Origin of the sequence: Sphingomonas daechungensis (genome assembly GCF_039543105.1) — a bacterium.
Taxonomy (GTDB): domain Bacteria; phylum Pseudomonadota; class Alphaproteobacteria; order Sphingomonadales; family Sphingomonadaceae; genus Sphingomicrobium; species Sphingomicrobium daechungense.
Map to the genome: position 1 here is coordinate 2,361,592 of NZ_BAABJC010000001.1, position 23,638 is coordinate 2,385,229.

General features: G+C 64.3%; 24 protein-coding genes and 1 tRNA gene. 8 read left to right on the forward strand and 17 right to left on the reverse strand.

Annotated features, from left to right (window positions below; translation table 11 throughout):
* Positions 1-93 precede the first annotated feature (93 nt).
* Positions 94-170: transfer RNA gene (locus ABD928_RS12310), tRNA-Arg, on the forward strand.
* 6 nt (positions 171-176) lie between these two features.
* On the opposite strand, the gene ABD928_RS12315 is transcribed toward ABD928_RS12310, so the two are convergent.
* Positions 177-1,379, reverse strand: coding sequence for an alpha/beta fold hydrolase (locus ABD928_RS12315; RefSeq protein ID WP_345169193.1), 1,203 nt, complete (start codon positions 1,377-1,379; stop codon positions 177-179).
* A 125-nt stretch (positions 1,380-1,504) separates the two neighbouring features.
* On the opposite strand from ABD928_RS12315, the gene ABD928_RS12320 reads away from it, so the two are divergent.
* Both ABD928_RS12320 and ABD928_RS12325 read left to right on the forward strand, forming a co-directional pair.
* On the forward strand, positions 1,505-1,948 hold the full coding sequence (locus ABD928_RS12320) for a DUF2231 domain-containing protein (protein WP_187714996.1): 444 nt from the start codon (positions 1,505-1,507) through the stop codon (positions 1,946-1,948).
* The gene (locus ABD928_RS12325; RefSeq protein WP_187714995.1) at positions 1,945-3,309 is read left to right on the forward strand and encodes a PQQ-dependent sugar dehydrogenase; all 1,365 of its coding nucleotides are present in this window, start codon (positions 1,945-1,947) and stop codon (positions 3,307-3,309) included. Before ABD928_RS12320 ends, ABD928_RS12325 begins: the two co-directional genes overlap by 4 nt.
* A gap of 21 nt (positions 3,310-3,330) precedes the next feature.
* Here the strand turns inward: ABD928_RS12325 and ABD928_RS12330 are convergent, their stop codons facing one another.
* Positions 3,331-3,483 (reverse strand): hypothetical protein, encoded by a 153-nt coding sequence (locus ABD928_RS12330; RefSeq protein WP_187714994.1) that lies wholly within the window; start codon positions 3,481-3,483, stop codon positions 3,331-3,333.
* Between the two features lie 220 nt (positions 3,484-3,703).
* Between ABD928_RS12330 and ABD928_RS12335 the strand changes: the two genes are divergently transcribed.
* Complete coding sequence (locus tag ABD928_RS12335; protein ID WP_187714993.1) at positions 3,704-3,958, forward strand: hypothetical protein; 255 nt, start codon at positions 3,704-3,706, stop codon at positions 3,956-3,958.
* Positions 3,959-4,002: 44 nt separating this feature from the next.
* Positions 4,003-4,347, forward strand: a complete 345-nt coding sequence (locus ABD928_RS12340) for a hypothetical protein (RefSeq protein WP_345169197.1) — start codon at positions 4,003-4,005, stop codon at positions 4,345-4,347.
* A gap of 371 nt (positions 4,348-4,718) precedes the next feature.
* Here ABD928_RS12340 and ABD928_RS12345 read toward each other — a convergent pair whose 3' ends face one another.
* Genes ABD928_RS12345 through ABD928_RS12370 form a run of 6 tightly spaced genes read right to left on the reverse strand, consistent with a single transcriptional unit; the run spans position 4,719 to position 12,935 of the window.
* On the reverse strand, positions 4,719-5,972 hold the full coding sequence (locus ABD928_RS12345; protein ID WP_345169200.1) for an N-succinylarginine dihydrolase: 1,254 nt from the start codon (positions 5,970-5,972) through the stop codon (positions 4,719-4,721).
* The gene (locus tag ABD928_RS12350) at positions 5,972-6,988 is read right to left on the reverse strand and encodes an arginine N-succinyltransferase (protein ID WP_187714991.1); all 1,017 of its coding nucleotides are present in this window, start codon (positions 6,986-6,988) and stop codon (positions 5,972-5,974) included. Before ABD928_RS12350 ends, ABD928_RS12345 begins: the two co-directional genes overlap by 1 nt.
* Positions 6,985-8,190, reverse strand: coding sequence for a hydrolase (locus tag ABD928_RS12355; RefSeq protein WP_187714990.1), 1,206 nt, complete (start codon positions 8,188-8,190; stop codon positions 6,985-6,987). Before ABD928_RS12355 ends, ABD928_RS12350 begins: the two co-directional genes overlap by 4 nt.
* A gap of 55 nt (positions 8,191-8,245) precedes the next feature.
* Complete coding sequence (locus tag ABD928_RS12360; protein WP_187714989.1) at positions 8,246-9,268, reverse strand: potassium channel family protein; 1,023 nt, start codon at positions 9,266-9,268, stop codon at positions 8,246-8,248.
* Between the two features lie 43 nt (positions 9,269-9,311).
* Entirely contained in the window at positions 9,312-10,757 is a 1,446-nt protein-coding gene (locus ABD928_RS12365; protein ID WP_345169206.1) for a Ppx/GppA phosphatase family protein, read from the reverse strand.
* Positions 10,758-10,766: 9 nt separating this feature from the next.
* Entirely contained in the window at positions 10,767-12,935 is a 2,169-nt protein-coding gene (locus ABD928_RS12370) for an RNA degradosome polyphosphate kinase (RefSeq protein ID WP_345169209.1), read from the reverse strand.
* 134 nt (positions 12,936-13,069) lie between these two features.
* Here ABD928_RS12370 and ABD928_RS12375 point away from each other — a divergent pair, with 134 nt between their 5' ends.
* The gene (locus ABD928_RS12375) at positions 13,070-13,435 is read left to right on the forward strand and encodes a hypothetical protein (RefSeq protein WP_345169211.1); all 366 of its coding nucleotides are present in this window, start codon (positions 13,070-13,072) and stop codon (positions 13,433-13,435) included.
* A 13-nt stretch (positions 13,436-13,448) separates the two neighbouring features.
* Here ABD928_RS12375 and ABD928_RS12380 read toward each other — a convergent pair whose 3' ends face one another.
* A complete protein-coding gene (locus tag ABD928_RS12380) occupies positions 13,449-14,657 on the reverse strand; it encodes an FAD-dependent oxidoreductase (protein WP_345169214.1) in 1,209 nt (402 codons plus the stop codon).
* Positions 14,658-14,743: 86 nt separating this feature from the next.
* On the opposite strand from ABD928_RS12380, the gene ABD928_RS12385 reads away from it, so the two are divergent.
* The gene (locus ABD928_RS12385) at positions 14,744-14,890 is read left to right on the forward strand and encodes a hypothetical protein (protein WP_187714987.1); all 147 of its coding nucleotides are present in this window, start codon (positions 14,744-14,746) and stop codon (positions 14,888-14,890) included.
* A gap of 62 nt (positions 14,891-14,952) precedes the next feature.
* Here the strand turns inward: ABD928_RS12385 and ABD928_RS12390 are convergent, their stop codons facing one another.
* The 8 genes from ABD928_RS12390 to ABD928_RS12425 form a co-directional block, all read right to left on the reverse strand.
* Positions 14,953-15,396, reverse strand: a complete 444-nt coding sequence (locus ABD928_RS12390; protein ID WP_345169217.1) for a hypothetical protein — start codon at positions 15,394-15,396, stop codon at positions 14,953-14,955.
* Positions 15,397-15,467: 71 nt separating this feature from the next.
* Entirely contained in the window at positions 15,468-16,184 is a 717-nt protein-coding gene (locus tag ABD928_RS12395; protein WP_345169220.1) for a sulfate/molybdate ABC transporter ATP-binding protein, read from the reverse strand.
* A gap of 1 nt (position 16,185) precedes the next feature.
* Positions 16,186-17,025 (reverse strand): sulfate ABC transporter permease subunit CysW, encoded by an 840-nt coding sequence (gene cysW / locus ABD928_RS12400; protein WP_223276424.1) that lies wholly within the window; start codon positions 17,023-17,025, stop codon positions 16,186-16,188.
* Entirely contained in the window at positions 17,022-17,861 is an 840-nt protein-coding gene (gene cysT / locus ABD928_RS12405) for a sulfate ABC transporter permease subunit CysT (RefSeq protein ID WP_345169224.1), read from the reverse strand. The genes cysW and cysT overlap by 4 nt, the downstream gene beginning before the upstream one ends.
* A 17-nt stretch (positions 17,862-17,878) precedes the next feature.
* Positions 17,879-19,348 carry an OprO/OprP family phosphate-selective porin gene (locus ABD928_RS12410; RefSeq protein WP_345169227.1) on the reverse strand — a complete coding sequence of 490 codons (1,470 nt, stop codon included), beginning with the start codon at positions 19,346-19,348 and terminating at the stop codon, positions 17,879-17,881.
* A gap of 35 nt (positions 19,349-19,383) precedes the next feature.
* Positions 19,384-20,394, reverse strand: a complete 1,011-nt coding sequence (locus tag ABD928_RS12415; RefSeq protein ID WP_187714984.1) for a sulfate ABC transporter substrate-binding protein — start codon at positions 20,392-20,394, stop codon at positions 19,384-19,386.
* Between the two features lie 108 nt (positions 20,395-20,502).
* Positions 20,503-20,991: an RrF2 family transcriptional regulator gene (locus ABD928_RS12420; protein ID WP_187714983.1), complete on the reverse strand. Its 489-nt coding sequence runs from the start codon at positions 20,989-20,991 to the stop codon at positions 20,503-20,505.
* A gap of 52 nt (positions 20,992-21,043) precedes the next feature.
* Positions 21,044-21,517 (reverse strand): RNA pyrophosphohydrolase, encoded by a 474-nt coding sequence (locus tag ABD928_RS12425; protein ID WP_187714982.1) that lies wholly within the window; start codon positions 21,515-21,517, stop codon positions 21,044-21,046.
* A 196-nt stretch (positions 21,518-21,713) separates the two neighbouring features.
* On the opposite strand from ABD928_RS12425, the gene ABD928_RS12430 reads away from it, so the two are divergent.
* Positions 21,714-23,591, forward strand: a complete 1,878-nt coding sequence (locus ABD928_RS12430; protein WP_187714981.1) for a 2-oxoacid:acceptor oxidoreductase subunit alpha — start codon at positions 21,714-21,716, stop codon at positions 23,589-23,591.
* Positions 23,592-23,638: the final 47 nt, after the last annotated feature.

The window sequence follows — 23,638 nt, forward strand, 5'->3', positions numbered from 1 at the left end:
AAGCTCTAGGGACGCTGCCGCGGACTAGCAATCGTGGGGTTGCCACTCCGCCAACAGCCCCCTATGTCGCGCCCCTGCCGTTCACTCGGCCGCGCGCCCGTAGCTCAGCTGGATAGAGCATCAGACTACGAATCTGAGGGTCGGACGTTCGAATCGTTCCGGGCGCGCCATTTTCCCTATGCCTTTGCCGGGTCGGCTTCGATCGAGGGCAAACGCCCGCAATCGCTCAGCGGCGGCACTCCATTCATCCGGTCCTGGAGCCATCGAAAGGCAGCATCCGCCGTTTTGATCGCCGTCCACTCATGAGTGACGCCGGTGATCACGTCGAGGTCTACCGTGCGTCCCGCCTCACACTGCTTCCGAGCAAAGGCGAAGGTCACCGATGGCCGGACGACCTCGTCCGTCGTGCTTTGCGACAGGAATAGCGGGACCGACCTTGGCAGCACGCCCGGCGTGTTACGAAGAATGATCGACTTCCACGGCTCTACGCGCGTGATGTCGGGGACCGTGAAGTAAGCCTGCGACAGAGACACGTCCGCCTTCTTCTTGGCCGAGCTCGAAAAGACGGTGTCCAGGCAACGGGCGGCGATGGTGTCGATCGCTGGGACGGCGGACGGAACGACGACGTTCGAGAAGGAGGCGCCGTAGACGCGGCTCCACGACCACAAGGTCAGCGCCGCCAGATTATTGCCGCCGGTCGTCCCAAGATCGTCTCGAAACAGCTGGGCCAGGTCCGTGGCCGGGGCCGCGGCGGCGGCGCCTGCCAGCTTGAGCTCCGGCGTGTAGCTGGACGCCAATTGCGCCGCGAACATCACCGCCTGGCCGCCCTGCGAATGGCCCCACAGAGCAAAGCGGTCGTTGGTTGCGGCGCCGGGGATTGCGCCGATTGCGCGCACGGAGTCGAGGACTGCGCGCGCCTCGCTCACTCCGTCGAGAAACGGATGGACGCTTCCGGCGCCGAGACCCGGATAATCCGTCGCAGCAACGGCGTATCCGGCCTTCAGCATCGCATCGAGGCCCGGAATCATCAGGTAGCGGAGAGTCGATATCGACGGCGCGCACTGGGGGATGACCCCGGTGGTCGGATGGGCCCAGGCGACGACCGGCCGCCCGCCTGCGGGTGCCGCCGTGTTGGGAATGACGACCATCCCGGACACCGGGATCACCGTCCCGTCTTCCGCCGTCGTCTTGTACAAAACGCGATAGGCGCGGCTGCCGACAGGAGCGTTCGGAAGCGCCTTGTAACGGATGAGATCGCCGTGGCGGCCGGCGGGCGGCGGGCCCGAATAATCGTAGAATGCGGGGGGCGGCCCAACGGGGGCGCAAGCGCTGAGCGACAGGACGACAAAGGCCAAGAGGCAGAAGGGAAACGTTCGCATGGCGATTCTCCGACACCCGTGATGGCCGATGCTAACAGGGTTCGACTGCGTCTCAACAAATGTTGTTGATGGAACTTGTTCTGCCGTCCGGTCGTAGTGCGCGCGTCAGTTGCGAAGGCGAACCTATGGCCGATCGTATCCCCGAGGAAAGCACTGCTCGAGCGCGCCCGGGCGCAATGGAAACCCTCCATGCGCTGTTAGGCTCGATGCCTGTCGCCTACTTCCTTCTCGCCTTCCTGTTCGACATTGCATACGTCCGCTCGACCTACTTTCTGTGGCCGTTCTTCTCGGTCTGGCTGATCACCGCCGGTCTTGTGGCGGGCGGTTTTGCGGTGCTGCTGGGTCTGATTGAATGGTTCGCGCATCGCCGCGATCGCGCGAGGCGCAGCGTCCGCTGGCACGGGATCGTTACCATCGTCGCGCTGGTGCTCGGCCTGATCAACGCCTTCGTTCACAGCCGCGACGGCTGGACGTCGGTCGTTCCGGAGGGGATCATCCTGTCCGGCGTCACCACTGTGCTGATGATCGTCGCCGTCTTCTTCGGCGCTGCGTCGCGGAGGACCGCATGACCAACCGGCTCTTGATCGCTGGCCTCCTTGCGGCCTCTCTCGCCGGCTGCAGCGACCCCGATTTCGACGACAATACGCAGATCGGGCCGAATCCGGTGCTGCCGAAGCCGACCCAGTTCCTGATCCCGCCGATGAACGTCGCTGCGGGAACCGGCTGGTCGGCGGGGCAAAAGCCGACTGTCGCCAACGGTCTAAAGATTCAGCCGCTGGCTACCGGTTTGCACCATCCGCGCTTCGTCTACGTCCTTCCGAACGGCGATATCCTGGCCGTCCAGTCGGCGCCGCCGGGTGAACCCGTGAAGCGGCCCAAGGACCTGATCTTCGGCTTCGTCATCGGCAAGGCCGACAATCTCGGCGGTCCCTCGCCGAAGAGCGAGATCAGCCTCATCCGCGACGCGAATGGCGACGGAAAGCCGGAGCTGCAGACGACATTGCTCGACAACCTCAATGCGCCGTTCGGCGTCACTTGGGTCGACGGGACGCTGTATGTCGCGAACACGGACGGCGTGGTGGCCTATCCCTTTGCGCCCGGGCAGACGAAGGTCTCGGGTCCGGGTCGGATGCTGACGCCGCTCCCGGCCGGCGTGATCAATCATCACTGGACGAAAAGCCTGGTGGCGAGCCCGGACGGTTCGAAGCTCTACGCAACGGTCGGCTCGAACAGCAATATCGTGGAGAATGGTTTCGACGCCGAGCTTGGCCGGGCCGCGGTGTGGGAGATCGATCGCAAGACCGGCCTCGCGCGAGAGTTCGCGACTGGGCTCCGCAATCCCAACAGCCCGTCCTTCTACCCAGGGACGAACACCTTTTACGTCGTCGTCAATGAACGCGACGAGCTTGGTGCTCATTTGGTGCCCGATTATCTGACGTCGGTTCGCGACGGCGGCTTCTACGGTTGGCCCTATTCCTATTACGGCCGCCACCTCGACCCGCGCGTGCGTCCGCAAAACCCGGCCAAGGTCGCGAGCGCCATCGTGCCGGATTATGCTCTGGGCTCGCACGTCGCGCCGCTGGGGCTGACATTTTATACTGGTGACCTCCTGCCGCAGTTCAAGGGAGGGGCTTTCATCGGTGAGCATGGCAGCTGGGACCGCCGCAAGTTCTACGGATACAAGGTCGTCTACGTGCCGTTCGCGGGCGGCAAGCCGTCAGGCAAGGCCGTCGACGTCGTCACCGGCTTCCTCGATGCGAAGAACAAGAAGACGCTGGGCCGCCCGGTCGGAGTTGCCGTCGAACGGTTCGGAGCGCTGCTGATTGCCGACGACGTCGGCAATGCGGTCTGGCGGGTGACGCCCGCCGGCTGGCGGCCTGGTGCTGCGGGCGAAAAAAATGCCTCACCGAGCGGCGAGGCATCTCGATAGTTGTCGGATCTTCCGGAGCGTCTAGGCGCTCGCGGCAATCACGCCTTGCGCTCGTTCGGCGAAATCGGCCGCCAGCTTGGCGTGCCATTCGCGGGCCTGTTCGGTGATCGCCCTTTGCGCGGCCATTCGCTCTTCAACGGCCCGACGCCGGTAATAACGCTCGTTCGACTCCATCGTCCACGCCTCCCCGCAGGCTCCCTCCCCACAAGCGCACGATGCGTGTCGATCCCTAAAGTTTAGTTAATATCCACAGGGCCGTTCACTCACCTTCGAATCTGTCCCGCACTGACACAAGTTGTTGCAGGCACGCGACAATTTCGCCGCAATCGCGGATTATCGCGGAAACATAACGACTCACCGTCGTTGGTTTGGGGAGAGGCAGGAAGGAAAGACGATGCTGAATTCGATCGAGTCCCGCCGCGATCCGTTCAATCCGGCGAACCGCGGATACCATGCGGTTTACCGGGACAATGAAGTAAACCACTGCCCGGGTTGCGGGCGAACCCACTGGCACATCGGCCGCATGCTGGCCGAGTGCGCATTCTGCGGGACGGCGCTCCCGCTCCAGGAAGCCTACATGCGCGGCAATTCGCCAAGCGTCGTCGGCTGGAGCTCGCGCAACAGCTACCAGGAGCTGCAGGCGGCCTGACGTCCGGTATTTCGCGTTAACGCGAGCGCGTTTATATTGCCCGCATGATCAAGTTTGCTTTCCTGATTGCCCTTGTGGCCGTTGCGGTGCCTTCGCCCGCGGCGGCACAGGGTGCATCGGGCTTCTCGGTCGTCAACCAGACCGGGCTCAACATGACCAACCTCACGATCCGCCGTTTCGGCACGCAAGGCTGGAAGGCGCTGGGGAATGCGCCCTCACCGGGCGGACGCGGAAGCGTTCAGTTTTCGGATCCCGACTGCGCATTTGACATCCAGGCCACGCTGGAGGGCGTCGGCACAGTCGTCTGGAACGGCGTCAATCTGTGTGAAGTGAAGACCGTAATCCTGAACCGGAACGCGTCGGGCGCAATCTGGGTCGATTACGAATAGCTTCATAGCGCTGGCGTCGCAGCGGCGGCGTAATGCGTGCGACCCTGGCAACCGCTGGAACAGGCCGCACCGAGTCCAACAACTTGGCGCCCGCAATGAACACGACGCCGGTGCAGGCGATGGCCAGCAGGACGCCGGAATTGCCGGGATAAAGTTCAAGGTAGTGGCGGGCTCGTTCGACGGCACCGACCGCGATCGCGTAGGTCACCAGCCAGGCTTCCGTCCGGGTTTTGATGGTAAAGAGTCGACCGACTTTTTTCAGCATCGCAATCATTAACACCTGAACGAGTCAGTCACGGTTTTGAGCCGTTCCCGCGCTAAAGAACAGGGTTACGATACGGTTAAGGGGCGAATTTGTCTCTTTTCGGGATTCAGCTGAGGTCGGTCAGATCGAGCTCTTCCAGCAGCGCGCTCCGGGCCCGCTCGACGTCGCTGACCAGCGCCGGTCTCTGGAGGTCGGCATTGTCGATTTCGACCGGCCAGTCCTGCCGGACGACTTCACTCAGCCGATCGAGCTTGGCGTCGTCGACGATGAAGCGGGGATCGACGGTCTCGGGGTCGGCGACCACCCGAAGGCGAAGGCAGGCCGGGCCGCCGCCATTGGCCATCGACTGGCGCACGTCGACGACCTCGACGCGACGGATCGGTCCGTTGCCTGCGATGTGGCGTTCGATCCACGACCAGACGGTCGGCGTCTCGCGCGCTTCGCTGGGGGCGACCAGGGTCATTTCGCCGTCGGGCGGCGTAACCAGCTGCGCGTTGAACAGATAGGAGGCGATCGCGTCGCCGATCGGCACCTCCGCCGCCGGGACTTCGACCAGTTCGAAGCTGGACAGTCGCTCTTCGCAGAACGCGACGACCTTGCTGCGATCCGCGAAGGCCAGTTCGTGCGCGAACAGGACGTTCTCGTTGGCGACCGCGACGACGTCGTTATGGAACGCGCCAGCGGCGATGGCCGCTTCCGATTGCTCGACGAACAATGCGCGCTCGGGATCGAGTCCGTGAAGCCTTGCGATGGCCTTCGACGCCTGCAGGTGCTGGCGTGCGGGGAAGGCGCCGCCCGCTACCCCGTAGACGAACAGCTCGAGGCCCGGCTCGTCATGCTTCGAGGCGATCCGCATGTGGTTGGCGGCACCTTCGTCGCCGAACGCCGGCGGGACCGGATCGTGGACGGCGAAATGACGATCGTTGCCGAACGCGACCCGTAGCTGTGCCAGCGTGCCGGGCCATTCGTGGCTGCGATGCGGCATGGTGCGGAGATTGGCGACGGTTAGATGCGTGCGGCCGTCCCGCGTGTCGGGAGCGGGCGAAACCGTTGCGGCATTGGCCGCCCACATGGCCGAGGCCGACATGGCCGCCGCGGCGAGCGGTTGCTCGCATTCCTCATACGTCGTCCCAAGCGACGCAAGCCAGTCCCGGTTCGGACGGGACAAGGGCACGAAAACCCCCTGCACGAGGCCGAGCGCCAAGTTCGCGCGCATCTTGTCGAGGCCCTGGAGGGCGGCCGCGCGGGGCTGCGAGACCTGCCCCGCGTTCCGCGTAGAGGCGAGATTGCCGAAGCTCAGCCCCGCGTAATTGTGCGACGGCCCGATGATCCCGTCGAAGTTGATTTCACGAAGAGCCATCAGCGCTTCACGGCGAGAACGGTGTCGCCCTTTTTCACGCCGAGCAATTCTGCCGCTTCCGGGTCGATGCACAGGCCCTTGCGGCCGGCGCGCCGCGTCGATGCGAGGCAGGCCTTGAAATCCTTCAGGCGGCCGCATGCCAGCAGCATCCTGGTCTTTCCGCCGGGCGCTATCTCCTCGATCAGTTCCTCGTCGGATTCGTCGATTGTCCGGATATCGTCGGTGTGCGCGGTGACCGTCGGGCCGCCGTCGAAGATGTCGATGTAGCGGTCGAAGACGAAATTCTCTTCCTCCAGCATTCGCAGCGCCGCTCGGCCGGTCGGATGGGGCAGGCCCATGACGGCGCGCGCCTGCTCGCTCAGCAGCGAGACGTAGATCGGTGTCTTCGGCATCAGGTCGGCGATGAATTGCGTTCCGTGAACCGCGTTGAACTCGTCGGCCTCCGGGAAAGTCATGTCGAAGAAACGGCCGGCGAGACCGTCCCAGAAGGGCGAGTTGCCGGCTTCGTCCATCACTCCGCGCAGCTCGGCGAGGACGCGGTCGCCGAAGCGGGCGCGATGCTGCTTGATGAAGAGATAGCGGCTGCGCGCGATCAGCGAGCCCCATCCGCCGGCGCGCGCCTGCGGATGCAGGAACAGGCCGCCGACTTCCGACGAACCTTCGAGGTCCGTCGTCAGCGTCAGCATCTGGTTACGGAACGTCTTTCCGAGCTCGGGGCTGGTCTGGGTCAGCGTGCTGACGTGATAGGAGTAGAACGCCTGGCGGACGCCGACCTGGCCGAACACCTGGCAGGTGCCGCGGATGATCCCGGCCTTCGGGTCCTCGAGGACAAAGACGTAGAGGTCGTCGGACTGGCTGTCCTCCGTCCGCGAAAAGCTGTCCTCGGAACGTGCCAGCTTCTGCACCAGCGTCGCGCGGTCGGGCGGGAGGTTGGTGAAGCCGCCGCCGGTCAGCTTGGCCATTTCGTAGATGGCCGCAAAATCGTCAGGAGTCGCGGGACGGACACGGAATGTCATGCCGCACCACCGGCCAGGCGAAGGATGGTGAGCGCCGACAAGGCCGCGCGCTCTTTCAAGCTTTCGACGATCAGAAATTCCTCCGTGCTGTGGATCTTGCCGCCGCGCACGCCCATCGTGTCGACGACGGGCACGCCGCAGGCGGCGATGTTGTTGCCATCGCAGACGCCGCCGCTCGGTTGCCAGCCGATCGACTGGCCGAGATCTGCACCGGCCTGCTTCACCAGTCCGAACAAGGCTTCTGCGGCAGGGGTCATAGGCTTCGGCGGGCGGGCAAAGCCGCCGTGAATGTCGATGTGCACGTCGCGCTCGGCAGCGACGGCAGCAATGGCGGCGGCGATCATGTCGTTGGCTTCGGCTTCGAGCTCGGGCGTTGCCGGTCGCAGGTTCACGCGCAGGATGGCGAGGTCGGGAACGACATTGGTCGGCGATCCGCCGTCGATCTTGGCGGGATTCACCGTCAGTCCGGCCCTGCGCATTTTCTCGAACCGAAGGGCAAGATCGGACGCGGCAAGGACGGCGTTGCGGCCATCATCCGGATTTCGGCCGGCATGCGCCGAGCGCCCGCGAATGGTGATCGCGAAGTTGCCGCTGCCGGGCCGTGCACCCGCAAGCGTTCCATCCGGGAGTGCCGAGGGTTCATAAGTCAGAGCGGCCTTCTTGCCCCGCGCGGTTTCCGCAATCAGCGGAGCGGAGCCGAGCGAACCGACTTCCTCATCGCTGTTGATGATCACTTCGTAGCCGAGGTTCGTAACGCCGCTCGCCTCGACGGCCTTCAGTGCCGCAAGCATGACCGCGATGCCGCCCTTCATGTCGGCGGTGCCGGGCCCGTTGATCACCTCGTCATCCAGCCAGCGCGTTTCCTGGAACGGGTGGTCGATCGCGAAGACCGTATCCATATGGCCGGTGAAGAGCAGCTGCACCGGCGCTTCCGGCCGGACTTTCAGGTGCAGATTCTGCCCGTGCGCAATTCCGATCGTCTTGCCCGCAGCATCGACTGCGTCGACTGGCGCCGCGTCGACCAGGACGACACTGCCCGGAAGCTTGGAGAAGGCGTCGCCGAGCAGCCCGGCCATTCGCGCCAGCCCGTCGAGATTGCGCGACCCACTATTGACCGCAGCCCAGGCGAGGACCTGGTCTAGCATCGGCTCGGCTGCGGCGCGTTCTACGACGATCTGTTCTTGTGAAGACAGGGCCCCCATGCGGCAGGCTCCTAGCCGGAGGCAGGCGCGAAGGCCACACCACGGCTGTCGGCACCTATTTCCCGGTCGGGCAAATCTCCATGATCACGTCTCCGGCTTCCAGGCTCTGAACCTGCGGCCGCCAGAAGCCATAGGGTGTTTCGTCGCGAATGATCCGGAGGCCAAGGCCGTTGGTGATATCTTTCAACGCCTTGCCGATCTCCTCCGGCCGGACATCGCGCTCGACGATGCGGACCTTGCCCTTCATCGATGCGAGGTCGGCGAGATAGTCGGCGATGTGGTGGCCCGCGTGGGTCGTCGCCAGCAACAGCCCGGCGAAGTCGAGCGGATTGACCACGACATCCGCGCCGGCGCGCCTTGCCGGCTGCTCATTGTCTTCCTCGTTGACGGCAATGCTGATGCGCACGTCCGGCGCGAGGTGGCGTGCGGTGAGGCAGATCAGGATCGATGTGTCGTCGCGGCCCGCCGAAATGATGACCAGCTTCGCGCGCTCGACGTGCACGGCGCGCAGGGTCTCGTCGCGTGCCGCATCGGCGTTGAACACGATGCAGCCAAGCTCCTTGGCGAGTGCGAGCCGGGCCTCGTTGGTGTCGATCACGACGATCGAGCCCGGCGCTGCGCCGAGGTCGATCAGCTCCTGCACCGCCCGGCGGTTCTTCGTGCCGTATCCGGCGACGATGATGTGGTTCTTCAGCGATTGCTGGATGCGTTTCATGACGAATCTTTCCCAGGAACGCCGGGCCACGAACGAATAAGCGGAGCCCGCGAGGATCAGGATGAAGAGGATGCGGATCGGCGTGACGACCAGCGCATCGAACATCCGGGTCCGGTCGGTAACGGGAACGATGTCGCCGTATCCCGTCGTCGTCGCGCTAATCATGGTGAAATAAATGACGTCGAGGAAGCTGACGACGCCGTCCTTGCTGTCTTTCAGGCCGTCACGCTCGATCCAGTGGATGAGGATCAGGGCACCGAGCAGCCCGGCCATGATCGCCAGTCGCCAGCCAAGGCTCAGCCAGCCGGAGATGCGCGGCTTGCGCCGGAGGACGAGCAGATCGTTGGTGTCGCTTGCCGCCATTGTTCGTGCCTAGACCGACTTCCGTGGGCAAGTACACGCCAGGCTAGACGAAGGTTGCGACTTCCGCCTTGCGGCCGAACGCTTCGGCGAGCCGCTGCAGCCGGCGGCGGACCGCGTCGCCGGCCAGCGCCTCGTTCCGATGCGGAACGCAAAGCGTTACCGACGTGCGGCTGAGATTGAGGTGAGTCCGTTCCAGCACCGAGGCAACGCCGCCGCTGAGTCGCTGGCCGAGGCGCATCGCGAGGCCCCAGCAATGGGCGCGGAGCAGCAGCTCCGGCTTCACCAATTGCGTCAGGCGCCAGTCGGGAAGCGTGTCGCGCCCGAAATTGGACGTGAGCGCCTGGGCCATGATCACGCGGCCGGCGGCATCGACGGCGGTCCAGTCTCCGTGCAGCGCCATCTCGACGCCGCGATCGGCCCGGAACGGGGGAGCTGCCTGCCAGGCGACGTCCGCGAGCAGGCAGGATGCGCGCCGCAGCCGCTCCATCTTCGGTCCGTCCTCGAAAAGCGGCGCAATCCAGTCGTGGAGCAGGTCGCCGTGCTGTCCGAAGCGATGCTCCGCGCCGCCGGCGTCGCGGGCCGCCTCGATCAATGGGTCGAGCTTTCGCGCACGCGCGTCCAGGTCGGCGTAAAGCAGGCCCTCGCGAAGCCCGAAGGCCGAGACGATCAGCTCGCTCGGCTGAAGTTCGTCGACGACCCGTTCGAGGACCATTGCGGCGACAGGGGCGCTGGCGAGGCGGGCAGACGAGAGCAGGCCCTCGAACGTGGCAGGATTCTCCGCGATCTTGCGCAGTTCGGCGACGCGCTCCGGCTTGATCCGGTAATGGTGCGTTGCGGGGAGCGGGAAGTCGGTTGCGATCATGTCGATCTTGGCGAGCGCACGCCAAGACCCGCCCACCATGTAGAACGGCTGGCCGCGGCCGGACTTGTCGAGGCCGGTCTTCTTTACCTCTTTCTTGAGGATGTCTCGGACCAGCTTCTCGCCCGCTTTGCTGCGTTCGACGCGCAGCACTCCAAGCGGAAGCGAAAGGCCCGGGCGGGGGCCGTCATTGCCGATCTCGATCAGTTCCAGGCTGCCGCCGCCGAGATCGCCTACGATGCCGGAGGCTCCGGGAAACGCGGATAGAACACCAAGCCCCGAGAAGCGCGCTTCATCCTCGGCGCTCACCACTTCGCAGGGCAGGCCGATGGCCTTTACCGAGGCGATGAAGTCGTCCGCATTGGCAGCGTCGCGGACAGCCGCCGTTGCGACCACCTTCGCCTCGCGCACGCCCATGTGGCGAAGCAGCAGCTTGTACCGGCACAGCGCCGACAGAGCCTTCTGCTCGCTCTCCGGCGACATTTGCCCGTTGCCGCGAAGCCCGGCGCCAAGCCCCGCCATCACCTTTTCGTTGAAGATCGGCGAGGGCGCGCGCTGGCGGCCGGAATAGACCACGAGCCGGACGGAGTTGGACCCGATATCGACGACCGCAACGGGCTTTCGCGCCAACGCCGTCTCCTAACGCCCGCGCTGGAAGCGCAGCTTCGGCACCCTGCGGCCCTTCTTGAGCGACTGCCCGCGGCCGGACAGCGACGGGTTGCTCATGAAATATTCGTGCAGATTGAAGGCGTCGTTCGGCTTTGGCGTCAGCCGCTCGTAGGTGCCGTCGGGCAGCAGCCGCCAGCTCTGCTCATTGTCGATCAGGTTGGCGACCATCACCTGGTCGAGAAGCTGGGCGTGGACCGTCGGGTTTTCGATGGGCAGCATATATTCGATCCGTCGGTCCAGGTTGCGCGGCATCCAGTCGGCCGAGCTGATGTACACCTTGGCCTGTGGATGCGGCAGCGCATGCCCGTTGGCAAAGCACCACATGCGCGCATGTTCCAGGAACCGCCCGACGATCGACTTGACCGAGATGTTCTCCGACATGCCGGGGATGCCCGGCCGAAGGCAGCAGATGCCGCGCACGACAAGGTCGATCGGCACGCCCGCCTGGCTCGCCTCGTAGAGCTTGTCGATGATCATCGGGTCGACCAGCGAATTGAGCTTCGCCCACAGGCCCGACGGCTTGCCCGCCTTCGCCGCCGCAATCTCCGCGTCCATCAGCCGGAGAAGCTCGGCGCGCATCCCGGCCGGCGAGATGACCAGCTGGCGAAGGTTCTTCGGCTCCAGATAACCGGTGATGTAATTGAACAGCTTGGCGACGTCGCGGCCGATGCGCGGGTCCGCGGTGAAGTAGCTGACGTCGGTGTAGATGCGCGCCGTGACCGGGTGGTAATTGCCGGTGCCGAAGTGGCAGTAGGTGCGATAGCCCTTGGCCTCGCGGCGAATGACCATCGACACCTTGGCGTGTGTCTTCCAGTCGACGAAGCCGTAGACCACCTGCACGCCGGCGCGTTCCAGCGCATTGGCCCACATGATGTTCTGTTCTTCGTCGAAGCGGGCCTTTAGCTCGATGACGGCGGTCACCGATTTCCCGGCTTCCGCCGCATCGATCAGGGCGCGCATGATCGCCGATTGCTTGCCGGCGCGGTAAAGCGTCTGCTTGATTGCGACGACGTCGGGATCGGCCGCGGCCTGGCGGACGAACTCGACCACCACCTCGAAGCTTTCGTACGGGTGGTGAACCAGAAAATCCTTCTCGCGGATCGCCGCGAAGCAATCGCCGCCATGCTCGCGGATGCGCTCGGGGAAGCGGGGATCGAACGGCGGGAACTTCAGCTCCGGCCGGTCCTCTTCGACGATCGCCGAAAGGTCTGCCATGCCCGGCGAGCTGCTTTCCGAGATGATCGCGTTTTGCGCGCCGAGGCCTTCCTTCACGAAGCGGATCAGCACGTCCGGCATGTCCGGTTCGATCTCCAGTCGCACCACGCGGCCGCGGCGGCGGCGCTTGATGGCGGTGCTGAAGTAGCGGACGAGATCTTCCGCCTCTTCCTCGATCTCGATGTCGCTGTCGCGCAGGATCCGGAACGCGCCCTGCCGCAACAGCTCGTATTTCGGGAACAAATAATCCGTCCGGCGGCGGATCAGGGTCTCCAGCGCGATGTAGCGCGCGTCCGCGCCGGGGATGCGGATGAAGCGGGGCACGCCCGCCGGCAGCATGATCAGCTCGCGAATATGCGTCTTGCCGCGCTTCAGCTCGAAGATGAGCGAAAAGCCGCGGTTGGGAATGAACGGGAAGGGGTGGGCCGGGTCGATCGCCTGCGGCGTCAGCACCGGGAAGATCTGCTCGCGGAAGTAGGAATCGAGCCACGCTTCCGCCTTGGCGTCGAGCGGTTCGGAACCGACGACCGTCACCTCGTTCTCGTGAAGCGCGGTCCGCAGGCTGCGCCAGACTTCCTCCTGGCTTTCGACCAGCCGGTCGGCCTCGGCCTCGATCGCGGAGAGCTGCTGCGCCGTCGTCAGCCCGTCCGCCGACCTCTCCTCGACGCCGAGGATCTGGTGCGCCTTCAGGCCGGCGACGCGAACCATGAAGAACTCATCGAGATTGCTGGCCGAAATCGACAGGAACCGCAGCCGCTCCAGCAACGGATGGTGCGGGTTGGCTGCCTCCTCCAGAACGCGGCGGTTGAACGCCAGCCAGCTCAGTTCGCGGTTGAAATAGCGGGCTTCCGGCACGGCCGGGGCGACATTGGGTGCGGCCGGGGCTGGAGCCTCGGACGGCGCGGCTGGAGCTTGCGTCGCCATTTTCCTCGCATGCGCTGGTCGCGGCATGATGCTGCTAGTATCAGGCCACGTGATTGCTGTCGCCGATCTGAAACAGAGCGGTGTTACAAACGTGTGACGCTAACGTGAAAAAGCACTCGATCAGGGAGGGGTTCTTGACCAAGGACAAAGCGAAGAAACCGAAAGCCAAAGCGAAGAAAGCGGCCCCGAAGGCCAAGGTCGCCAAGGTCGTGAAGAGCGCCAAGAAGGTCGCGAAGAACCCGCTGACCGCCGAAGTGGTCGCGGCAACCCTGGTCGCCGCCGCCGCCGCCCTTCGCAACCCCAAGAAGGCTCAGGCGCTCGCGCTGGAAGCTGCGGACGACATCAAGTCGGCCGCCAAGTCGGGCGTCGAAAGCGGCACCGCCATGTGGCAGCTCGCCCTCGACGTCGCCCGCCGCAGCATGGACGCGCTGGGCAAGGACGAACCCCCCGCGAAGGCGAAGAAGCCTGCAGCGAAGAAGTCCGGGGCGAAGAAGAAGTAATTGCCCCGTCCGGCTAGGGCGCGCGACATCCGGCATCGAGACCTAATCCCGGGAGCGGATTTCCGATGAGCCCGCTAACCATGGCCGCCTGAATCCACGTCGCGGGCCATATTTTCGATAGTGGCCCCACGATGCGGTCGCGGAGGAATGGCAAGACGCGGCTGTCCGACTGATAGACCGGCGTGAAGATTGCCGTCAGCCACTGATAAAGCTGAATGTGCCGCCTTCGCATTTTCACAGCGACACGGAGCGCCTCGTCCATGTTCGCGGAGCGCTCAAGGGCCCGAGCCAAAGACCAGGCGTCGAGCATTGCCATGTTGGCGCCTTGCCCGAGCTGCGGGCTGGCGGAATGCCATGCATCGCCCAAGTGGATGAGTGCTGGCTCCGCGGATCGCCTGAGGGTTCGATGCGAGTATCGCGCGAACGTGAGTTGTTCCGCGTCTATGATCTGGTCGAGGACCGGATCCATTTCCCACCAAAGCGAGCGGACGTCGGCCTTCCACGCGTCGAGGCCTGCCGCTCGCCATTGATCGAGTTGGTCGCATTTCAATGACCAGAAGAAGGCCGCCTTCGATTGCCCGCTTCGACCGATTCCGATTGGCAGGAGCCCAATCATGATCTTCGATCGCTGGTACCGTTGCTGCAGCGCAGCCAGATCGAATCCGGCGCCGTGGGGCCAATCCAGCGTCGCCCAGAGCGCGCCGTAGGCAAGCTCACGACCGCACGGCTCGGCGAGCAATGAGCGAGTTCCCAAGGCATCGATTACAAGATCATAAGGTTCGCTCGCACCGCCGGATTCAAAGATGATCCGCCGTCCCTTGGTTTCCAGCCGGCTGCCACTGATCGTCGTTCCCGTCAGGATTGGGATTCCCTCATCGACCAAAGCATCGTGCAGGACATCGAACAGTGTCGACCGGTGGACCCCGACCCCGAACCAGTCCCCGGGTCCAAGCCACTCGTAACGAACGTCGAGAACGGTTCTCTGTCCAGCAGTCCCGAACAGTCGCTCGATCCGAGCACCCTCTGAAATGAGACGCTCGGAAAGGCCGAGCTTATCCAGTACGGCGAGGCCGGTTGGCTGGATCATCAGTCCGGAGCCGATCGGGCGCGGCGCGTCGAACCGCTCGAATAGCGCAACCCTATGACCCTGCCTTGAGAGCAGCAGTGCAGTTGCTAGCCCGCAAGGCCCGCAACCCGCTACCGCAACCTTCAATCCCCGCATGGACTCCCGCTAGCAATTCGACCGAAGCATCGGCAATGGACAGAACCGTGTGTTATCTATATAACACACCAGCGAAGGAGACAGCGATGCTTGAAGACCCACGCGCAAAGCGGACCGCGATCGCCGCCGGTATCGGCGCGCTCGTGGCCATCCCGCTCCCGTTCATCGGCCCGATCCTCGGCGCCATCGTCGGCGGCGGCATCGGTTACTTCACGGCGGACAAGAAGGGCTGAGGTAAGAGGGCTCTAAGCGCCTAATGTCCGCTTTGGGCGGAATGCTGCCACCACGCCACAACTCAAATAGCTTCGAAGTTGACGTAATAGACTTCGACGGATCTGACGCGATCATCGTGAAAATCGACAATCATTCCCCCCGGCTTGCTGGGGTAGGAGAAACAAAGCTTCGACTGACGAAGCATTACGGCCAGTAATTCGGCGCGCTCGTACAAGGTTGCGCCACCAGCTCGATCATCACCCCAACAGACCGGTTGAACGATTAGTCCAGCTTGTTCGGCTGCCTCAATAGCCTCTGCTTTCGTGGAGCCGACTGTCACGCCGAGAGCCGCGCCCTTGGTATACGTTTCGGAAAAGTTGAACCAAGGCGGGCGATAGTTGGCCGCTCGTTGAGGGTTCGTCCTGCCGATCTCGCGACTATCTACGGAGTTAAGTGCGAATGCGCCGAATATGCATAAGGCGAGAATGGTGACGCATCCCAGGCCCACTTTCCTACCTGTCCGCATGACCCGAGCGTACCGGATACTCCTATGTCCGCAATGGGTCGGAAGCTGCCTCTAGCTCCCGCAGCAGAACCCTAAGCCAGGAAATCCCGGACGAACTGGCTCGCCGGCGCGTTTTCGACTTCGCTGGGGACCGCGAATTGCTCGATGCGGCCGGTGTTGAGCAGGGCAACGCGGTCGGCGAGGGTGAAGGCTTCTTCGTGATCGTGAGTGACGAAGATCGACGTCAAGCCGAGGTCGTCGTGGATGCTGCGGAGCGCTCCGCGAAGCTCGCGGCGGACCTTGGCGTCGAGCGCTCCGAACGGCTCGTCGAGCAGCAGGATCTTGGGCTTGCGGGCGAGCGCCCGGGCGAGCGCCACGCGCTGCCGCTGGCCGCCCGACAGTTCACTCGGGTAGCGGGCGCCGAGGCCGGGAAGCTGGACGAGCTCCAGCAACTCCTCGACCCGCGAGCCGACATCCGCTTTCGACGGCCGCGAGGCGCGCGGCATGACGGTCAGCCCGAAGGCGATGTTCTGCGCAACGGTCATGTGGCCGAACAGCGCATAATGTTGGAAGACGAAGCCGATCCCGCGGGAGGCGGCCGACGTGTCGGTGACGTCGCGCTGGCCGAACCAGACGCGGCCGGCTTCCGGCTCCTCCAGCCCGGCAATCACGCGCAGGAGGGTCGTCTTGCCAGAACCCGAGGGGCCAAGGAGCGCGACGAATTCTCCGTCCTCGATCTCCAGCGACACGCGGTCGAGCGCCGGATACGACGAATAGCTCTTCGAAACGTCTTCAATGCGGATCGACATGTCAGAACTTCGCAGCAAGCTCGTCCCGGTGTCGCCACTCGATGAAGCTCTTGAGAGCAAGAGTGACGACGGCGAGGAGCGCGAGGAGGGTCGCGACTGCGAAAGCGGCGGCAAAGTTGTACTCATTGTAGAGCACCTCGACATGGAGCGGCATGGTGTTGGTCTCGCCGCGGATGTGACCGGAAACGACGCTGACCGCGCCAAACTCGCCCATTGCGCGGGCGTTACATAGCAGGACGCCGTAGAGCAGCGCAAAACGGATGTTGGGCAAGGTGACGTGCCAGAACGTCTGCCAGCCCGACGCGCCGAGCGTCAGCGCCGCCTCTTCGCTGGCGCGGCCCTGCATCGTCATCAGCGGGATGAGCTGCCGCGCGACGAAGGGGAAGGTGACGAAGACGGTCGCCAGCACCAGCCCGGGAAGCGCGAAGATGATCTCGATATTGCGGTCCTGGAGCCAGGTTCCGAACCAGCCCTGCGCTCCGAACAGCAGGACAAAGACCAGGCCCGACACCACCGGCGAGACAGAGAAGGGCAAGTCGATCAAGGTGATCAAGATCGGCTTCCCGCGAAAGTCGTACTTGGAAATCAGCCAGGCGCCGGCGATGCCGAAGACGGTGTTGAGGGGCACGGAGATGGCGGCGACGACGAGGGTCAGCCAGATCGCCGAGCGCGCATCCGGCTCGGTCACGGCGGCCAGCCAGGCTTCGGTGCCCTTCCTGAGGCCCTCGGCAATGACGGTGCCGAGCGGGAGCAGGAGCATCAGCCCGAAATAGGCCAAGGCCGCCGCGATCAGCAGTGCCTTGACGGCCGTAGGCTCACGCAGGTGTCCGCCTTTCCTCACGTTCCCAGCCTTCGCTGCTGCCAGTGCTGCAGCACGTTGAGGACAAGCAGGAGGCCGAACGATACGAGCAGCATGACAACCGCGATTGCGGCCGCGCCGACGTAGTCGAACTCCTCGAGCTGGGTGATGATCAGCAGCGGCGCGATCTCCGACTTGAACGGCATGTTGCCGGCAATGAAGATCACCGAACCATATTCACCCGCGCCACGGGCGAAGGCCAGCGTGAAGCCGGTTGCGAGAGCGGGGAACAACGTCGGCAGGATCACCCGGCCGAAGGTCTGCAATCGCGAAGCGCCAAGGGTCAGCGCCGCCTCTTCGGCTTCGCGCGAAACTTCCGCCAGCACCGGCTCGACCGTGCGCACGACAAACGGCAGGCCGATGAAGGTCAGCGCGACGACGATCCCTGCAGGGGTGTAGGCGATCGGGATCCCCAGTTCGGCGAACTGCCGTCCGATCAGTCCGGTATCCGCATAGAGCGCGGTCAGTGCGATGCCCGCGACCGCGGTCGGAAGCGCGAAGGGAAGGTCGACCAGCGCCCCCATCAGCCGCTTCAGGGGGAATTCGTAGCGGACCAGAACCCACGCGATCAGAAGGCCGAAGACGACGTTGACCGCAGCGGCGATCAGCGCGGCGCCGAAGGTCACTTTGTACGATGCCAGCGCGCGGGAGGAGAAGGCGGCGGCGACGAACTCGCCCAGGCCGCCGCTCGCGCTCTTCAGGAATACGGCGCTGAGCGGGACGAGAACGATGAACGACAGCCAGAAGACGGTGATGCCCAGAGAGAGACTGAGCCCCGGCAGAGATGACGATCTGCGGAGTCTAGGGAGTTTGGGCATCACCGCCGACTGCGGCATCAGAAGTCCAGGTGCAACCGCGTTGCGAAGGCGTCGCCCTTGGTCTCCGAGCCGACCGGGTCGAGCGGTGTGTTGTCGCCGCTGAACCGGACCCAGTTGAACATCAGCTTGGCAAACGGATTGAAGTACCAGTTGAGCCCAAGCGTGACGCTTTGCGCTTCATTGCCCGGACGCACCGGCGATTCCGACAGGTCGATCTTGTCGTATCGAAGCGCGACTTCGAACGCGCCGAGGCCATCCTTGCCGACTTCCGTGAACGGGCGCACGCGGTCGAAATTGCAGTTGCGGAACGGTCGCGTCTCGCCAGTCAGGAACCAGCTGCCGTAGATGTAGAAGCCGTCGAAGCTGACGTTCGAGAGGCTGGGACGGTCGGCCCACAGCTTTCCGTACTCGCCGGCGATCGTGAACGGCCCGAACACTCCGGTAGCTTCGGCGCCGGCATAGAGCAGGGATTCGACGCCGGTGATCACGCCGCTGTCGGCGATGTTGCCGTTGTCGACCCGGACGTTCGGACGGTCGGACAGCCGCAGCGCGTCCTTGGTGTCGCCCGCGCGCAGTGCAGTGCGATAATAGCCGGATACGCCGAGGTGGACGATCTTGCCGGTGTCGAAGATCGGCTCCCAGGTCGCGCGGCCGTTGAAGCCCCAGCTTTCGTCCGGCGTGTCAGTGACCGGGGCGACGCTCGAACGGCTGATGCTTTCATTGTCGCCGAAGGCGCCGACGGTGACGTTGACGGTCTCCTTCGGCGAGTAGGCGGCCGACAGGCCGATGCGGCGTTCCGCGCCGGCATTGCCGAACGCATTGGTGAACATGCCGCGCTCAAGAAAGGTATTGTAATTGTCGCTGTTGTTGGACTCGAGCCCGAACGGCGCCTTGTGCTGGCCCAGCGTCAACAGCGTCTTTGGGATCTTGGTGTACTGCAGATAGGCGTCGGTGATGTTGACGGCATTGCCGGCGAAGTCGACTTCGATGCGGTAATTCCACCACTTGAGCGCGGTGCCTTCGAAGCCGATGCGGGCGCGGCGAAGGGCGGTGCCGTTGTTGAAATCGTAGCCGCCCTTGCGCTCGATGAACGCCGCGCCGTCGGCTTCGATGACCCCGCGCGGCTTGAACGAGAACTGGCCGGTCGGTTCCGAGATCGTCGGCGCCCATGTGAATTGCGCGGCCTTGGCGGCCTTCGTTTCCACGGACTGCAGCCGCGTCTGGTTCAATTCGGCCTGCTGCTCCAGTTCGGCATTGCGGGCTTCGAGCTGCCTCACCCGCGCTTCCAAGGCATTGAGGCGATCGAGAACCGCATCGCCCGTCGGCGCAGGGGCCGCTGCCGCCTGGCTCGGGGCGGCATCCGCCGGCTCCAGCGAGTCGATGGGAGATTCGCTCGGCTGGGTCGCTGTCACATCTTCGCCCTGCTGAGCGAACGCGGGTGTGCTGATGGCTAGCGCGGAGGCGCCAGCGAGGAGCAGGAAACGCATGGAATTCCCCCTTTGAGTCCAATCGGCCGTGCGGCTCAGCGCTTCGCATCCTCGAAGATCTGGTCGAACAGGGCGCCGTCGTTGAAGTGGTTGGCCTGAGCTTGCTTCCACCCGCCGAAATTGCGGTCGATAGTGAACAGCCTCAGGTTCGGAAAGCGGCCCTTGTACTTGGCTGCAACCGCGGCGTTGCGCGGGCGGTAATAGTTGCGCGCGATGATTTCCTGCGCTTCGGGCGTGTAGAGAAACTTGAGATAGGCTTCCGACACGGCCCGCGTGCCACGCCGGTCGACGACCTTGTCGACCACTGCGACCGGCGGCTCGGCGAGGATCGAGACCGAGGGTATGACAATGTCGAACTTGCCCTTGCCGAGTTCGTTCACCGCCAGGAACGCTTCGTTTTCCCACGCGAAAAGGACGTCGCCCTGGCCGCGCTCGACGAACGTCGTCGTCGAGCCGCGAGCGCCCGAATCGAGCACCGGCACATTGCGGAAAAGGCGGGTCAAATACTCCCGCGCCTTCGCGACGCTTCCGTACTTCTGGCGGGCGTAGCCCCAGGCGGCGAGATAGTTCCAGCGAGCGCCGCCGCTGGTCTTTGGATTTGGCGTAATGACCTTGACGCCGGGCTTCACCAGATCGTCCCAATCCTTGATGCCCTTCGGGTTCCCCTTGCGAACCAGGAAGACAATGGTCGAATAATAAGGCGAGCTGTTGTTCGGCAGCCGCTTTTGCCAGTTCGGAGCAATCAGCTTCTTATCGGCGATGGAATCGATGTCATAGGCAAGCGCCAGAGTGACGACGTCTGCCGGAAGTCCGTCGATGACGGCGCGGGCCTGTTTGCCCGATCCCCCGTGGCTCTGCCGGATCGTCAGCTGCTGCTTCGCCTGCGCCTGCCACTTGGGAGCGAACGCGGCATTGATATCCTTGTAGAGCTCGCGCGTCGGATCGTAGGACACGTTCAGGATCTGGGTCGGAGCCGCTTGCGCGGCAGGAGCGGTCAGAACTGCAACGCCGACTGCGAAGGCAACAAGCTTGCTTCGAAAAGCCATGGGAACCCCCGTTGATTGGTTAACCGAGAGCTATACCCTACTAAATGACTAGACAATAAGAATTCGCATCGGATCGGCGCTGGACTCTCTCATTTCGCCGCTGAATCGTTAGATTTGCCAGTCCTCCGCGGGCGGCTCCTCGAAGCCTTCATGGTTGGCGGTCGTGGGACCGGCGACTCGCAGTTCCCATCGCGCTCCATCTTCCAGACTGACCGAATTGAGCACGTCCAGGCTTCGGTCGCGGACCTGGGCGAAGACCCGGCGGATGGCGCAGGTCGCCTCGTCGTGGCAGTCCCCGCACTTCTTGTAGAAGTTCACGCTGGCGCACGGGATGAGTGCGATGGGTCCTTCGAGCCCGCGCACGACCTGGCCGAAGGAAATGCTGCTGGGATGGCGTTTCAGGCGATACCCGCCCTTGGGCCCGCGAACGCTCTGGACGACGCCCATGGCCTTCAGGTCGAGCATGATAAGCTCGAGGAACTTGCGCGGAATCTTCTGCGTCTCGGCAATGCGCTGGAGTTGGACCGCGTCGCCGTGGCCCTCTTCGATCAGGTAGAGCAGAGCGCGAAGCGCATAGCGCGTCTTCTGGGTAAGCATCCCTCTAGTGTGGTTGCATCACGCCCGCCGCGCAATGACGCGCGGATGATCTTCAGAGATGCTCCGCGAAGTCCTCGAGCAGCCGCCGGTAAAGCTCGCGCTTGAACGGAACGATGAGGTCGGGGAGGTGCGACGGCTCGACCCACTTCCACGCATTGAACTCGGGGTGTTCGGTGGCGATGTTGACGTCGCTATCCTCCCCCAGGAAGCGCGCAAGATACCAGTCCTGAAGCTGACCCTTCCACTTGCCGCCCCACAGTTTCCCGCGAAGCTCGGGCGGCAAATCGTACTTCAGCCGTTCCGGGTGCGCTGCGATCCGCTCGACCAGGTGGGGTGGAATGCCTGTCTCTTCCTCCAGCTCGCGCTTGGCGGTCGCCCACGGCTTCTCGCCCTTGTCGATACCGCCTTGGGGCATCTGCCACGCCTCGTCGGTATTATCGATCCGCCGCCCGACGAACACTTTGCCGTTCCTGTTGAGGAGCATGATGCCGACACCGCGGCGGTATTGATCGTCGTCGTTGGTCATTTGCCTTCCATATCCTCCCCTGCGGTTGCAGGGGAGGGGAACTAGTGAAGCTGGTGGAGGGACCCGTCCGTCAGCCTGCGGCTGCCACCTCCACTCAAAATCGAGGGGAGGAGTAAAATGACAGAAAGGTGGCGGAAGAGGAGTCAGAGTCCTAAAGAGGGCCAACGAAGCTCACAGCGTTTGTAAGGACTCCCACGTGGCGACAGCCACCCACATCATCACTGAGGAAGAAGCCGCCTCGCACCCTCAAGCCGAAGCCGTCGTCGTCCGTTTCGCGGGCGACAGCGGCGACGGCATGCAGCTTACCGGCGGACAATTCACCCTCTCGACGGCGCTCGCGGGCAACGACCTCGCGACTTTCCCGGACTTTCCGGCAGAAATCCGCGCCCCGCAGGGCACGACGTTCGGCGTCAGCGCCTTCCAGATCAATTTCGGCTCGACCGCGATCGAGACGGCGGGCGACCAGCCCGACGTGCTGATCGCGATGAACCCGGCGGCGCTGAAGGTAAACGTCGACCAGCTTCGCGAAGGCGGCCTGATCATCGCCGACGAGGGCGAGTTCTCGGCGCGCAACCTTGCCAAGGCGGGTTACGAGCAGAACCCGCTGGAGGACGGCAGCCTCGCCAAGTGGCAGCTCGTCCACTTCAACATCTCGCAGCTGACGCTCGATGCCGTGAAGCCGTTCGGCCTCGGCAACAAGGAAGCGCTTCGCTGCAAGAACATGTGGACGCTGGGGCTCGCGCTCTGGATGTTCGACCGCGACCGCCAGCCGATCGTCGACTGGCTCAACACCAAGTTTGCCAAGGCGCCGGAGCTGGCCGAGGCGAACATCGCCGCGCTGAACGCGGGCCACGCGTATGGCGAGACGGTCGAGATCGGCGGCGTCCACCGCCACCACGTTGCCGCGGCGCCGGCTGAGCCGGGTCTATATCGCACTGTCACGGGCGCGGAATCGCTCGCGTTAGGGCTCGTTGCCGGAGCGCAGCTGGCGGGGCTGAAGATGTTTTTCGGCGGTTATCCGATCACGCCGGCCTCTGCGCTGCTGCACCATCTGTCGCGCCTGAAGGAATTCGGGATCACGACTTTCCAGGCGGAGGACGAGATTGCGGCGATCTGCTCGGCCATCGGCGCGAGCTATGCCGGCCAGCTCGGCATCACCTCGTCGTCGGGCCCGGGCATTGCGCTGAAGACCGAGGCGCTAGGCCTAGCGATTATGACCGAGCTGCCGCTCGTCGTCGTCAATTCGCAGCGTGGTGGGCCGTCGACTGGCCTTCCGACCAAGACCGAGCAGTCCGACCTCTATCAGGCGGTGTACGGCCGCAACGCCGATGCGCCGCTGCCGGTGATCGCGGCGCGCTCGCCCGCCGACGCGTTCGAATGCGCGATCGAGGCGGTGCGGATTGCCACCCGGTACATGACGCCGGTCATGCTTCTGACCGACGGCTACATCGCCAATGCGGCGGAGCCGTGGAGGGTGCCGGACATGAGCGGCTACGAACCGTTCCCGGTCAGCTTCTTCGACAAGGCGCCGGCGGAGGGCGAGAGCGTCATGCCGTTCGCCCGCAACGGCGACCTCGCGCGGCCGTGGATCAAGCCCGGTACGGAAGGCCTCGAGCATCGTATTGGCGGCATCGAGAAGCAGCCGGGCACCGGCAACATCGACTATTCGCCGGGCGCCCACCAGCAGATGACCGACACCCGCGCCGCCAAGGTCAATAAGGTCGCGGAGAGCATTCCCGACCAGGACGTTTGCCTCGGCAATCCGGGCGCGAAGCTGGCCGTCGTCGGCTGGGGCTCAACCTTCGGCCCGATCCACCAGGCGGTACGGCGGGCGCAGGGCAGGGGTCAGGACGTCGCCCACGTCCACATCCGCCATATCTGGCCGATGCCGAAGAACATGGGCGAGCTGCTCAAGAGCTTTGACAAGATTATCGTTCCGGAGATGAACACCGGCCAGCTCAAGACCGTGCTCCGCGACCAGTTCCTCGTCGACGCGCGGCCGCTCAACAAGGTCAGCGGCCACCCCTTCCGCATTGCCGAGATCGAAGCCGCCATCGAGGAGGCGCTCGCGTGAAGCCGATCAATCCCTTTCCGATGATCGTCATGCTCGTGCTGGTTTGC